The sequence below is a fragment of the Bradyrhizobium sp. GW821-FHT13H06 genome (genome assembly GCF_058803975.1).
Genome location: NZ_JBXAPN010000001.1, coordinates 608,468 through 621,782, shown reverse-complemented (window position 1 = coordinate 621,782; position 13,315 = coordinate 608,468). Strand labels below are relative to the sequence as shown.

The 13,315-nt window shown below is 64.9% G+C and carries 13 protein-coding genes; 9 read left to right on the top strand and 4 right to left on the bottom strand.

The annotated features are described in order from the left end of the window. Positions 1–162: 162 nt before the first annotated feature. The 4 genes from AC1RQP_RS02900 to hflX all read left to right on the top strand — a co-directional run bounded on the left by AC1RQP_RS02900 (position 163) and on the right by hflX (position 5,909). Positions 163–2,571 (top strand): sensor histidine kinase NtrY-like, encoded by a 2,409-nt coding sequence (locus AC1RQP_RS02900; RefSeq protein ID WP_492935869.1) that lies wholly within the window; start codon positions 163–165, stop codon positions 2,569–2,571. 17 nt (positions 2,572–2,588) lie between these two features. Beyond that, a complete protein-coding gene (gene ntrX / locus AC1RQP_RS02895; RefSeq protein ID WP_131868639.1) occupies positions 2,589–3,959 on the top strand; it encodes a nitrogen assimilation response regulator NtrX in 1,371 nt (456 codons plus the stop codon). 310 nt (positions 3,960–4,269) lie between these two features. Then, entirely contained in the window at positions 4,270–4,518 is a 249-nt protein-coding gene (hfq, locus tag AC1RQP_RS02890) for an RNA chaperone Hfq (RefSeq protein WP_028179548.1), read from the top strand. Positions 4,519–4,529: 11 nt separating this feature from the next. Continuing rightward, positions 4,530–5,909 (top strand): GTPase HflX, encoded by a 1,380-nt coding sequence (hflX, locus tag AC1RQP_RS02885; protein ID WP_492935868.1) that lies wholly within the window; start codon positions 4,530–4,532, stop codon positions 5,907–5,909. Between the two features lie 106 nt (positions 5,910–6,015). Here hflX and mazG read toward each other — a convergent pair whose 3' ends face one another. After that, positions 6,016–6,870: a nucleoside triphosphate pyrophosphohydrolase gene (gene mazG, locus AC1RQP_RS02880; RefSeq protein ID WP_492935867.1), complete on the bottom strand. Its 855-nt coding sequence runs from the start codon at positions 6,868–6,870 to the stop codon at positions 6,016–6,018. 126 nt (positions 6,871–6,996) lie between these two features. Between mazG and queC the strand changes: the two genes are divergently transcribed. Further along, positions 6,997–7,710 (top strand): 7-cyano-7-deazaguanine synthase QueC, encoded by a 714-nt coding sequence (gene queC / locus AC1RQP_RS02875; RefSeq protein WP_492935866.1) that lies wholly within the window; start codon positions 6,997–6,999, stop codon positions 7,708–7,710. A gap of 168 nt (positions 7,711–7,878) precedes the next feature. On the opposite strand, the gene AC1RQP_RS02870 is transcribed toward queC, so the two are convergent. The 3 genes from AC1RQP_RS02870 to nthA are packed head-to-tail and all read right to left on the bottom strand — an operon-like array spanning position 7,879 to position 9,535. Further along, complete coding sequence (locus AC1RQP_RS02870; RefSeq protein WP_492935865.1) at positions 7,879–8,256, bottom strand: nitrile hydratase accessory protein; 378 nt, start codon at positions 8,254–8,256, stop codon at positions 7,879–7,881. Beyond that, complete coding sequence (gene nthB / locus AC1RQP_RS02865) at positions 8,256–8,915, bottom strand: nitrile hydratase subunit beta (RefSeq protein ID WP_492935864.1); 660 nt, start codon at positions 8,913–8,915, stop codon at positions 8,256–8,258. Before nthB ends, AC1RQP_RS02870 begins: the two co-directional genes overlap by 1 nt. Next, entirely contained in the window at positions 8,912–9,535 is a 624-nt protein-coding gene (gene nthA / locus AC1RQP_RS02860) for a nitrile hydratase subunit alpha (protein WP_454647662.1), read from the bottom strand. Before nthA ends, nthB begins: the two co-directional genes overlap by 4 nt. Before the next feature lie 119 nt (positions 9,536–9,654). On the opposite strand from nthA, the gene AC1RQP_RS02855 reads away from it, so the two are divergent. The 4 genes from AC1RQP_RS02855 (at position 9,655) to AC1RQP_RS02840 (ending at position 13,312) form a co-directional block, all read left to right on the top strand. Then, entirely contained in the window at positions 9,655–10,461 is an 807-nt protein-coding gene (locus AC1RQP_RS02855; protein WP_239629762.1) for an enoyl-CoA hydratase/isomerase family protein, read from the top strand. Positions 10,462–10,703: 242 nt separating this feature from the next. Beyond that, entirely contained in the window at positions 10,704–11,855 is a 1,152-nt protein-coding gene (locus tag AC1RQP_RS02850; RefSeq protein ID WP_492935863.1) for a methionine ABC transporter ATP-binding protein, read from the top strand. After that, on the top strand, positions 11,845–12,510 hold the full coding sequence (locus tag AC1RQP_RS02845) for a methionine ABC transporter permease (RefSeq protein ID WP_492935862.1): 666 nt from the start codon (positions 11,845–11,847) through the stop codon (positions 12,508–12,510). The genes AC1RQP_RS02850 and AC1RQP_RS02845 overlap by 11 nt, the downstream gene beginning before the upstream one ends. 28 nt (positions 12,511–12,538) lie before the next feature. Beyond that, entirely contained in the window at positions 12,539–13,312 is a 774-nt protein-coding gene (locus AC1RQP_RS02840) for a MetQ/NlpA family ABC transporter substrate-binding protein (RefSeq protein WP_239623562.1), read from the top strand. Positions 13,313–13,315: the final 3 nt, after the last annotated feature.

The window sequence follows — 13,315 nt, the reverse complement described above, 5'->3', positions numbered from 1 at the left end:
GGGAATCCGTTCCCGCAGGTTAGTCTGCCAAGACCATCTGTGGATTTCACCGCTCCGCCCCGGGCGTCGCGCCGCGGAATTGTCGCAATTCGGCAACAATGTGGTACGAATACATCAGTATCCGCCCATCGCGGACGCGTTTTCATCATCACCATTGCCGGAATGACCAGCGCAGACACCTCGGCCGCACACTTTGACACGGCCCCAGCGGAAGAGCCCCGGCGTTGGTCGGTGCGGCGCTGGCTGGCACCCTTTGCCGTGGCGCTGGCGCTGCTGTCGGCCCTCCTGACCTTCCTGGTCCTGACCGGCCTTGCCAGGATCGATCCGACGCCCGAGGTCGTCCGCTCGTTCTACCTGATCAACGCTGCGACGGTCCTGCTCCTGGTCGGGATCATCGTCCGGGAACTCTGGCAGCTGATTCTGGCGCGGCGGCGGGGCAGGGCGGCGGCGCGCCTCCATGTCCAGATCGTCAGCCTGTTCTCGATCGTGGCGGTGCTGCCGGCGGTGCTGGTCTCCGTCGTTGCCAACGTCACCATCGAGCGCGGCCTCGACCGGTTGTTCTCCGGTCCGACCAGGGAGGTCATCCAGAACTCGCTCACGATCGCGCGGGCCTATATGCAGGACCATGCGCAGCTGATCCGCGGCGACATTCTCGGCATGGCCAACGATATCGCGCACGCAAGGCCGCTCTACGACCAGGATCGCCGCTCGTTCCGGGAGATGCTGACGGCGAGCGCCGCCTCGCGCAATTTGCCGGGCGCGATGATCATCGACAAGAACACCAATATCCTGGAATCCGCCGACACCGGCATGCGGCTGGCTTATTCGCCGCCCGCGCCGGACTTCCTCAGCAACGTCAGCGAGAACGAGCCCGAGATCGCGATCCTCCCGGACGCGAGCTTCGTCGCCGCGGTGATCCGTCTGCGCGCCTTCAACGACACCTTCCTCTATGTCGCCCGTCCGCTCGATCCGAACGTCGTCAATCAGCTCAAGCAGACCGAAGTCAGTGTCGCCGAATATGCCCAGATCGAGTCGCGCCGCCTCGGCATCCAGGTCGCCTTCGCGCTGATGTTCGCGGTGATCGCGCTGACCATTCTGATGGCGTCGGTGCTGATCGGCCTCAACTTCGCCAACTCGCTGGTCTCGCCGATCCGGCGGCTGATGAACGCGGCGCAAACGGTCTCGACCGGCGACCTCCATGTCCAGGTGCCCGTGCATCAGTCGGAAGGCGATCTCGCCCAGCTCGGCGAGACTTTCAACAAGATGACGCAGGAATTGCGCAGCCAGCGTGACGAGCTCGTCAATGCCAGCGACCTCATCGACAGCCGCCGCCGCTTCATCGAGGCCGTGCTGTCCTCGGCGAGCGCCGGCATCATCGGCGTCGATGCTTCCGGCAGCGTCGGCATCCTCAACCGTTCCGCCGAGAAGCTGATCGGGCACTCCGAAGCGGAGACGCTGGGCCATCCGCTCTCGGACGTTCTGCCTGAGCTCGACGAGATGATGAAGACGGCGCGGGAAGGGACCCAGCGCCTGGTGCAGGGCCAGATCACCATCACCCGCGACGGTGCCGAGCGCAATCTGTCGGTCCGCGTCAGCGCCGAGAAGAACCAGCCGCACGACAGCTACATCATCACGCTGGACGACATCACCGAGCTGGTCTCGGCCCAGCGGACCTCGGCCTGGGGCGACGTGGCGCGCCGCATCGCTCACGAGATCAAGAATCCGCTGACGCCGATCCAGCTCTCCGCCGAGCGCATCCGCCGCAAGTTCGGCAAGTCCATCACCGAGGACAAGGACAAGCAGATCTTCGACCAGTGCACCGACACCATCGTGCGCCAGGTCGACGACATCAGGCGCATGGTCGACGAGTTCTCGCGCTTTGCGCGGATGCCCAAACCGGTGATGGAAGGCGAGGACGTCGCCGACACCGTGCGGCAGGCGGTGTTCCTGATGAAGGTGGCCCATCCCGAAATTGATATCGAGGCCGAGTTCAAGGACGATCCGCTCCGCGCCCAGTTCGACCGTCGGCTGATCTCCCAGGCGGTCACCAACATCGTCAAGAACGCCACCGAGGCAATCGAGCAGGTTCCCCCCGAGGAGCTCGGCAAAGGCCGAATCGACGTCGTGGTGTCGCGCGAGGGCGACGACGTGCTGATCGACGTCATCGACAACGGTATCGGCCTGCCCAAGGTCGCGCGCTCGCGCCTGCTCGAGCCGTACGTCACCACGCGTGCCAAGGGCACGGGCCTGGGGCTGGCCATCGTCGGCCGCGTGCTGGAGGACCACGGCGGGCGGATCGAGCTGAAGGACGCCTCCGACTTCCGCGAAGGCCAGCGCGGCGCCTGGATGCGGATGCGCTTTGCGATCTCGGGGCAACCCGCGAAATCCGGGGGCGCCGAGCCAGCGCCCGCGGCCAACCAAGCAACCAAGCCGGAAAACAAGGCAGCGGTCACGGAATCCGTCAAGAAATCCAGCAACGACCTGGAAACAAAAGAGCCGGCCGCCGGAACCAAAGAGCCGGCTGAAAAGACCAATGATTCAACGAAAATCGAAGCCTCAACAGGCAGCTGACAACACAGGCGCGATCCATGGCAAGTGAAATTCTGATTGTCGATGATGAGGCCGATATTCGGGATCTCGTTGCGGGCATTCTCGAAGACGAGGGGTTCGTGACCCGGACCGCGCGCGACAGCGATACGGCGCTCGCCGAGATTGCCAATCGGCGGCCGCATCTGGTGTTTCTCGACATCTGGCTGCAAGGCTCCAAGCTCGACGGCTTGCAGCTGCTGGAGCAGGTCAAGAAGGACAATGCCGATCTGCCCGTCGTGATGATCTCCGGCCACGGCAACATCGAGACCGCGGTCGCCGCGATCAAGCGCGGCGCCTACGACTTCATCGAGAAGCCGTTCAAGGCTGACCGGCTGATCCTGGTCGCGACCAGAGCGCTGGAGAACTCGCGACTCAAGCGCGAGGTCAAGGAGCTGAAGCAGCTCGCGCCGAGCGCGAGCCAGCTCGTCGGCCGCTCGCCGAGCATGAACCAGCTGCGCCAGACCATCGAGCGTGCTGCGAAGGCCAACAGCCGCATCCTGATCGTCGGCCCCGCCGGCGCCGGCAAGGAATTGACCGCTCGCACGCTGCATACGGCCTCGGGCCGTGCCGACGGTCCCTTCGTGGTGATCAACGCGGCAGCGATCACGCCCGAGCGCATGGAGCACGAGCTGTTCGGCATCGAGCAGTCCAATGGCGAGCAGCCGCGCAAGCCCGGTGCGCTCGAGGAAGCCCATGGCGGCACGCTGTTCATTGACGAGATCGCCGACATGCCGCGCGAGACCCAGAACAAGATCTTGCGCGTGCTGGTGGAGCAGTCGTTCCAGCGCGTCGGCGGCACCGCCAGGGTGCAGGTCGACGTGCGCATCATCTCCTCGACCGCGCGCAACCTGGAGGAGGAGATCGCGGCCGGCCGTTTCCGCGAGGACCTCTACCACCGGCTCTCGGTGGTGCCGATCCGCGTGCCCGCGCTGTCGGAGCGGCGTGAGGACATTCCGGAATTGATCGACTATTTCATGGAGCAGATTTCCGCCGGCAGCGGCCTGCCCAAGCGCCAGATCGGGCAGGACGCGATGGCGGTGCTGCAATCCCATGTTTGGCCCGGCAATGTGCGTCAGCTCCGCAACAACGTCGAGAGGGTCATGATTCTCGCGGCAGGGGGGCCGGAGGTCATCATCACGGCCGACATGTTGCCGCAGGACGTCGGCTCGATGGTGCCGGCGATGCCGACCAGCAACAATGGCGAGCACATCATGGGCTTGCCGCTGCGTGAGGCGCGCGAAGTGTTCGAGCGCGACTATTTAATTGCGCAGATAAGCCGTTTCTCAGGAAATATTTCTCGTACGGCTGAGTTCGTTGGCATGGAACGTTCGGCGCTGCACCGCAAATTGAAAGCGCTCGGCGTCGGCTAATGCGTTTTCCAGCGGGGTGGAGACCGGTTCGCGTCAAGAAGACGCGTCAAAACAATAGGCCAGCACGCGACCTTGTGGCCAGGCGTCAGGAATAAGCGAGCAAGATCATCGATTTCCGTAGTTTTCCGGGACGATTGGGCGTGGCCTGCCGCGTGAAGCGGCTTGCCTAATATCCCGACCTGTCCTCTAATCGAACCGCTGTTCCTTCCGAGGGGGATCTCATGAGGGACAGCAACCGGGAGAGGCCCCGAACGTCACAAGAGGGCCGCAACCGGCGCAATAAAAAGAAACTCAAAGCGAGAAAAAAACAATGGCGGCAGACCGCGCACAAAACCTACAGGACACCTTCCTTAATCACGTTCGCAAAACCAAGACGCCACTGACGATCTTTCTGGTCAACGGAGTGAAGCTCCAGGGCATCGTGACCTGGTTCGACAATTTCTGTTTGCTGTTGCGGCGCGACGGTCACTCGCAGCTGGTCTACAAGCATGCGATCTCGACCATCATGCCGGGCGCACCCATCCAGTTGTTCGAAGGCGGCGAGGATCAGCCGACTTGAGAGTGATCTGATTGGAACCCCGGAATTTCGACGGGGATGCCGACCGTCCGCGGTCGGCAGGGGCCAATACGGGGCGGGTGCTGGTCATCGGCCCCTATTTGCGGGTGCGTGCAGGGAATGCTGACGCGCAATCGGAAGGCCATGTCCTGCGCAACACCGAGGCCCGGCTCGACGAGGCCGCGGGCCTCGCGCGCGCGATCGATCTCGTCGTTGCCGATGCCATCATCGCTCCGGTCAGCCAGATTCGGCCCGCGACCTATATCGGCAAGGGAAAGGTCGAAGAGATCGCAGGGCTGATCAAGAGCCTGGAGGTCGAGCTCGTGGTGATGGATTGCGCGCTATCGCCGATCCAGCAGCGCAATCTCGAGAAGGAATGGCAGGCCAAGGTGCTCGACCGCACCGGTCTCATTCTGGAGATCTTCGGCCGCCGCGCCAAGACCAGGGAGGGCTCGCTCCAGGTCGAGCTTGCGCATCTCAACTACCAGCGCTCGCGCCTGGTGCGCTCATGGACCCATCTCGAACGCCAGCGCGGCGGTTTCGGCTTCATGGGCGGTCCTGGCGAGACGCAGATCGAGGCGGACCGCCGCCTGATTCAGGAGCGCATCTCCAAGCTCGAGAGCGAGCTGAAAAAGGTGCAGGCGACGCGGCGCCTGCATCGCGCCGGCCGCCAGCGCGTACCGTATCGCGTCGTCGCGCTGGTCGGCTACACCAATGCCGGCAAGTCGACGCTGTTCAACCGCCTGACCCGCGCCGACGTGCAGGCGGCCGACATGCTGTTTGCGACGCTCGACCCCACCTTGCGAGCACTCACTTTGCCGCATGGCGGCAAGGCGATGCTGTCGGACACCGTCGGCTTCATCTCCAATCTGCCGACCCAGCTCGTCGCCGCCTTCCGTGCCACGCTGGAGGAGGTGCTGGAGGCCGACGTCATCCTGCATGTCCGCGACATCTCGCACGAGGACGCCGAAGCGCAGCAGAGCGACGTCGACGCGGTGCTGCGCCAGCTCGGTATCAACCCCGATGATTCCGGCCGCATCATCGAAGTCTGGAACAAGATCGACCGTTTCGACGCCGCGCAGCGTGAAGAGCTGCTCAATATCGCTGCGCGCAGGCCGGACGATCATCCGGCGATGCTGGTCTCCGCCGTATCAGGTGAGGGCATCGATCCACTGCTCGCCGCGATCGAGGAACGCCTCGCCGCCAAGCGCACCACGCTCGATCTCTCCGTCGACGCCTCGGACGGTGCCGGCATCAGCTGGCTGCACCGCAACGCCGAGGTCCTGTCGAAGGAGCTGCACGACGGCCGCTTCGACATGACCGTGCGGGTGGACGAGACCAAGCGGGATATCGTGGTGAACAGGTTCGACGCGGTGCCGCATCACGCCACATAATCGGTGTCGTCCGGCGAACGCGGGACCATACCGCACGATCTATCGAGCTTTGTGCGGTTGATTGCACATAACTCCACGCCTTCGCCAAGTTGCTTCCCGTGGCTAACTAGCGGCGCACGTCCTTGTCTTTCTCCGACGCCGACGTCTCCTCACCCTTCGCCGCATTCCATAACGCGTCCATCTCAGCCAGCGACGCGCCCTCCAGCGTGCGGCCCTGCGCCTGCAGTGCCCGCTCGATATAGGCGAAGCGCCGTTCGAATTTCGCGTTGGTTGCGCGCAGTGCGGCTTCCGGATCGGCATCGACATGGCGGGCGAGGTTGACGAGGGCGAACATCAGGTCGCCGGTTTCTTCCGCCAGCTCCTGCCTATCGTTGCGATCGAGCGCGGCCTCGATCTCGTCGGCTTCCTCGCGGATCTTTTGCAGCACCGCGCGCGGGTCGTTCCAGTCGAAGCCGACGGTGGAGGCCTTGCGCTGCAGCTCCATGGCGCGGGTCAGCGCGGGCTGGCCGGCCTTCACGCCTGACAGCAACGATTTGTGCGACGGAGCTTCTTCCGGCGGCCGGCGTGCGGCGCGTTCGGCCTTCTCCTCGGCCTTGATGCGGTCCCAGACCTCCTTGACGTGCGAGGAGGCGAGATTGCCGTTCTTGTCGGCAAAGACGTGGGGATGGCGGCGGATCATCTTGCGGGTGATGGCTTCGACGACGTCACCAAAATCGAACGCGTTCTGCTCCGAGGCCATCTGGGCGTGGTACACGACCTGGAGCAGGAGATCGCCGAGCTCCTCGCGCAGATCGTCGAGATCGCCGCGGGCGATGGCGTCGACCACCTCATAGGCTTCCTCGATCGTGTAGGGCGCGATCGTCGCAAAATCCTGCTCGAGGTCCCAGGGGCAACCGGTCACCGGCGTGCGTAGCGCCGCCATGATCTCGATCAGGCGGGTAATCTCGCGGGAAGGGGTCATTGCGGGGCGGGCTCCTGGGTCGACCGACTTATGCCAAAACCCGGCCGGCGTTCCCAGCCAAGTGCGGTGGAACAGGCCGATTTCCACCGATTGGCGAGCAGGTCGCGCAATGCTAAAGCGCGGGCCATGAGTGACGCATTTTCCTCCGAGACCGCACTGGTGCTGTTCTCCGGCGGCCAGGATTCCACTACCTGCCTGGCCTGGGCGCTCAGCCGCTTTGCCCGCGTGGAGACGCTGGGGTTCGACTACGGCCAGCGCCATGCCATCGAGCTCGCCTGCCGCGAGCGGTTGTTCGACGGCATCAAGGGGCTGCGCGCGGATTGGGCCGCAAGGCTCGGCGAGAGCCATACGCTGTCGATTCCGACGCTGGCGGCGGTGTCCGAGACGGCGCTGACGCGCGATGTCGAGATCGCGATGGGAGCCGACGGCCTGCCCAATACCTTCGTGCCCGGCCGCAATCTGGTGTTCCTCGCCTTCGCCGCCGCGCTGGCCTACCGGCGCGGCGTCACCCACATCGTCGGCGGCATGTGCGAGACGGACTACTCCGGCTATCCCGACTGCCGCGACGAGACCATCCGCGCCATGCAGGTCGCGCTCTCACTGGGCATGGCGAGGAAGTTCGAGCTGCACACGCCCTTGATGTGGATCGACAAGGCCGCGACCTGGAAGCTCGCGCACGATCTCGGCGGCGAGGGGCTCGTTGACCTCATCCGCGAGCACTCGCACACCTGCTATCTCGGCGAACGCGGCGCGCAGCACGATTGGGGCCATGGCTGCGGCGAGTGCCCGGCGTGCAGCCTGCGGGCGAAGGGGTGGGCGGAGTATGTGGCGGGGCGCTGAGGCTCGCCGTACTCCTGTCGTGCCCCGGACGCAGCGCAGCGCTTCCTCAGTGGTGCGCTGCAGAGCCGGGGCCCATGCTTGGTAACGTATCGTGTCGCTGGCTGGGTCCCGGCTCTGCGCCACAACGCTAGCGCGTTGCAGCTTGTCCGGGACACGCGCGTGCGCAAGCTACCGAAAATCCTCCGGCTGCAGCTCGATCGGCTTGCCATGCGGCGTGCGGTCGGCGGCGCGGTCCCAGGCATCGCGATAGCGGTGCAGCGTGTCCGTCGAGGCGACGCCTTTGCTTGCCACCAGGCCTTCCAGCGTGGCGAGCCAGTGCAGGTAATAGGTCTCGCCGGTGTCCGGATCGCCCGCGGCCTGCGCTCGTTTGATCTGATGCGCGAGTGCGGCGGCCCATTCGGGCCAGGTGAATACGCCGCGCTCGTGCAAGGTCAGCGCCATGGCAAAGGCATGCGCCTCCCAGGGCGCGCGGAAGACCGGGCCGTCGTCGTCGCGGGGAATGCTCGGAATGGCCGCCGTGGCGGCCGCAGCAAGTGGCGTGCTCATCACGCCGGGTCCAGATAGGGCTCGAACGCATCGATCGAGACCTTTGTAGTCGGATCGGCGTCGGAGCCCCAGAGTTCGCTGCCCTCGAACACCACGGTGTAGAGCCATTGCGGATTCTCGCCGCGCTCCATCGCCGCCGTGTCAGGAAACACGTGGCAGCCATGGTTCAGCTCGACGACGCCGACATGGCCGCGCACATAACGCGGCAGCCTTGTGTGCGTGGCCGGATGGATGTTCTTCGCGCGTACGCGGTCGCCGATATTGAATTTCGCCGGAGCCGGGGCAGGGCGGTCAAATTTGCCGCGCACCATCACGCGTTCGACATTGCCGAGGTCGAACTTGCCGTGCTTGAGCGCTTTTGCGGGCTGCATCGCATGGCCGGCGGCGACTTCCTCCCTGGTGAGGTAGCCCTTGTCGATCAGCATCTCCTCGAGACCGAGGAACCATTTCTTGTAATAGGAGCTCGCGAGATAGACGTGCGGCGGCAGCGTCTCGCGGTAGAAGCGCGAGGTATCGATGTTGAAGGCACCGGCCGCGCCCATCGCGCGTACCATGGCAAGCACACGCGCTTCCCAATCCGCGTGAAACATCGGCTCGTTGGGCTCGGGCTCGACCTTGCCGAACCCGTCCATGCCGCCCATGTCGTGCACGCCGTTCATGAGGGGGCTCCAGGCTTCCGCGGAAAGCCGGTGCCGATCATGGAGTCGCGGGTGACGAGTTCGGCGAGTTGCTCCTCGGTCCAGCCCTCCGTGCCTGCAGGGCGCATCGGCAGCACCAGGAAGCGCGTCTCGGCGGTCGAATCCCACACCCGGATCTCCATGTCCTTGGGCAGGGTGACGTCGAAATCGGCGAGCACGCCGCGCGGATCCTTCACGGCGCGGGAGCGATAGGGCGCAGCCTTGTACCAGACCGGCGGCAGTCCCAGCATTTCCCAGGGGTAGCAGGAGCACAACGTGCACACGACCATGTTGTGCCGCTCAGGCGTGTTCTCGACCACGACGAGATGATCGCCGACGCGGCTCACATAGCCGAGCGTGCCGATCGCCTTGCTGCCGTCCTCGAGCAGCGCCTTCTTGAACGCCGGATCGGTCCAGGCCTTGGCGACGACGCGCGCGCCGTTATGAGGGCCGATCCTGGTCTCGTAGGCCTGGATGATGGCATCGAGCGCGGCGGGCTCGACATAGCCTTTTTCGGTCAGGATCGTCTCGAGCGCGCGCACGCGCAGCTCGGTCTCCGACAGCTCGGAATGGTCGTGGTGATGGTCGTGATCGTGGCTCATGGCGGCAAAGATATGCGCAATGGCCCAGGCCTGTCGAGTGTTCCTTGCATCGTGATCGGGTCCCATATTCGTGGCGACATTTGTGCGCTAACATCGCCGAAAGCAGCTTGGAGATGGTGGTGACGGACTACGTGAAGATTGAGAAGGGCCTTGGGCCTGAGGGCCGGATTGCGGTGGTCCGTTTCGACCGCGGCGACGGCATCAACGCACTCTCGCCGGAGGCATTGCGGCAGCTGACGGCAGCAGCGCGCAGTTTCGAGGATGACGCCGCGACATCGGTCGTCGTCTTGACCGGCAGCTCGGGCGCGTTCAGCGCCGGCTTCGACCTCAAGGATGCGGAGGGACGTTCGCGCAAGGAGATGGATCTCGGCACGCTGCGGCGGCATCTCAAGCTCGGGCCGCGCCTGACGCATGCCTGGCAGGAGATGGAGCAAATCACGATCGGGGCGATCGAGGGCTTTTGCGTCGGCGGCGGGGTGGCCCTCGCCGTCGCGCTCGACTTCCGCATCATGGGCCGCAACGCGCATTTGCGCGTGCCCGAGATCGGGCTCGGCATGAACATGAGCTGGCAAAGCATCCCGCGCATGCTGCATCTGATCGGGCCGGCCCGCACCAAGCAGGCGGTCATATTGGCCGACCAGCGCATCAGCGCGGACGAGGCCTATGAATGGGGCCTGGTGGAACAGGTGACCGACCCCGGCCATGCCTTCGATGCGGCCATGGAGCTTGCCCGCAAGGTCGCCGCACAGCCGCCGCTCTCGGTCGCCATGACCAAGCTGACCGTCAACCGGCTCGCGCATGCGCTGGACGATCTCGCCAGCCACATGGATGTCGATCAGTTCGCGCTCGCCAGCCTGAGCGAGGATCACAAGGAGGGCGTCGAAGCATTCTTGGCCCGCCGAAAGCCACGCTTCAGGGGCCGATAGATCAGGCGCGGCAGGACGATGATCCCGTCGGAAGATGAATTTTCTTCGCATGTGACGGATTGGGAAAACTTCGTCCAACTCCTCGCAAATATCTGACATTGCAAGGAAGACTGGAAAGGGCGATGGTGCGTGCTGCGGTGCAGCGCGCTTCCCCCGGCCGGCATCGCAATTTCACCTCCGTCGCTCCATGCGACCTGACTCCCGTGCGCCCATGAGCGGCCCGGGCAAGCGAACTATTGTGCATGAAGGCCGTCTCCATGAACGCCCACCAATCGCTCGCAATCGGGCAGCCGATCGGAAAGCTTGAAGCGATTCCCCCTGCCGTGACCGAGCCGGACGCGATGGTCCGTTTCGAGGGCATCTCAAAAACCTATCCGGCCTATCGCGGCAAGCCCGGCGTCAACGCGCTGCAGAATATCGACTTTGCAATTCCGCGCGGCTCCATTACCGGCGTGATCGGCCGCTCCGGCGCAGGCAAGTCCAGCCTGGTGCGGCTGATCAACGGCCTGGAGAAGCCGACCACGGGCCGCGTGATCGTCGACGGCAGTGACATCTCGGCGCTGACTGGCCGTGCGCTGCGGTTGGCGCAGCGCTCGATCGGCATGATCTTCCAGCACTTCAACCTGCTGTCGTCGCGCACGGCCGCGGACAACATCGCGCTGCCGCTGGAGATCGCCGGCTGGGCGAAGGCCGACGTCATGGCCCGTGTAGCCGAACTACTGGCGCTGGTCGGAATTGCCGACAAGCACGATCGCTATCCGTCGGAACTCTCCGGAGGCCAGAAGCAGCGGGTCGGCATCGCGCGAGCACTGGCGACGCGGCCGAGCGTGCTGCTGTCGGACGAGGCGACCTCCGCGCTCGATCCGCAGACCACGCGCGCGATCCTCGACCTGCTCGCGAACATCAACCGCGAGCTCGGCGTGACCATCGTGCTGATCACCCACGAAATGTCCGTGGTGCGCCAGCTCGCGAAGGAAGTGGTGGTGCTCGACGCTGGACACGTCGTCGAGAGCGGCCATGTCGCCGACATCTTCACCCATCCCAGGCATCCCATCACACAGTCCTTCCTGGCCGAGGTGATCGGCGACAGCCTGCCAGTGTCGTTGTCGAGCCGGATCGTGCCGGAGCCTTCGGCCGGCGGGCAGGCCGTGATCCGCATCCAGGTGGGCGGGGCAGGGGCCGGCGACACGCTGGTGGCGCGGCTCGCGCGCGAAATCGGCCGCGACGTGTCGCTGCTGTCGGCGCGCATCGACGAGATCGGCGGCCAGAATGTCGGCTCGCTCGTTCTCGGCATTCCTCTCGGTGTTTCCAGCGGCGCGGACGCGGTGACGCGGACGCTGGCCTTTCTGTCTCAACATCAATTCCCGGCGGAGCATCTCGGCTATGTCGCCTGAACTCATCAACCTGATTATCCAGGCGACCTTCGAAAGCCTGTACATGGTCGGCATCGCCGCGCTGCTCGGCACCGCCTTCGGCCTGCCGCTCGGCGTCTTCCTCGCGACCAGCCGCAAGGGCGAGTTGTTCGCGGCCCCCATCGTCAATCGCGCGCTCGGCATCGTCGTCAACGCGACGCGTTCCACGCCGTTCATCATCCTCGTCGTCGCCATCATCCCGTTCACGCGCCTCATCGCGGGCACCTCGATCGGATCGAGCGCCGCGATCGTGCCGCTGACGATTGCGTCGACGCCCTTCATCGCGCGTCTCGTCGAGGCCGCAATCCGCGAGGTGGACGGCGGCCTGATCGAGACTGCGTCCTCGTTCGGGGCCTCGCCGCTCCAGATCGTGTTCAAGGTGCTGATTCCCGAGGCGCTGCCGGGCCTCGTCCTGGCGCTGACGCTCGCCGTAGTCAGCCTCCTCGGCTATTCCGCCATGGTCGGCGCGGTCGGCGGCGGAGGGCTTGGCGATCTCGGCATCCGCTACGGCTACCAGCGCTTCATGCCGGAGATGATGCTCGCCGTCGTCGTCGTGCTGATCGCGCTGGTGCAACTCGTCCAGAGTGCCGGCGACTACCTGGCGCGCCGGGTCAACCGCCGGCTGCGGCATCGCTGATCCTTCTCGTTCAATATCGGAGACTTCCATGCGTTTTCTGGCAACCCTTGCGGCTGCAGCCTTGCTCGCAACCACGGCGCAGGCTGAAACCATCCGTGTCGGCGTGACCGCTGGTCCCCACGCCGAAATTCTCGACGTCGTGAAGAAGGTCGGCGCCGAACGCGGCCTCGACATCAAGGTGGTCGAGTTCACCGACTATGTGATTCCGAACCAGGCGCTGGCGCTGAAGGACCTCGAGGCCAATTCGTTCCAGCACGAGCCGTATCTGAAGAACCAGATCGCCAAGACCGGCTGGAAGATCGTCAAGGTCGCGAACACGATCGGCTCGCCGCAGGGCGTCTATTCACAGAAGTACAAGAAGCTCGCAGACCTTCCGGAAGGCGCCCGCGTCGCCATCGCCAACGATCCCTCCAATGGCGCGCGCGGCCTGATGATCCTGGCCCTGCATGGCGTGATCAAGCTGAAGGACCCCAACAACGTCGCCTCGACCGTCGCTGACATTGCCGACAACCCGAAGAAGCTGCGCTTCGTCGAGCTCGATGCGGCCCAGCTGCCGCGCGCGCTGCAGGATGTCGACGTCGTTTCCATCAACAACAATTACGCGGTGCAGGCCGGCCTCAACCCGGCCACCGACGCGATCGCGCGCGAGAACCCCGACGGTCCCTGGGTCAACATCCTCGCCGTCCGCGAGGAGGACAAGGACAAGCCGTGGGTCAGGCAGTTGATCGCGGCCTACCACTCCGAACCCGTGAAGGCGTTCCTGGAGACGCGCTTCAAGGGCACCTATCTGCCGACCTGGTAGGCG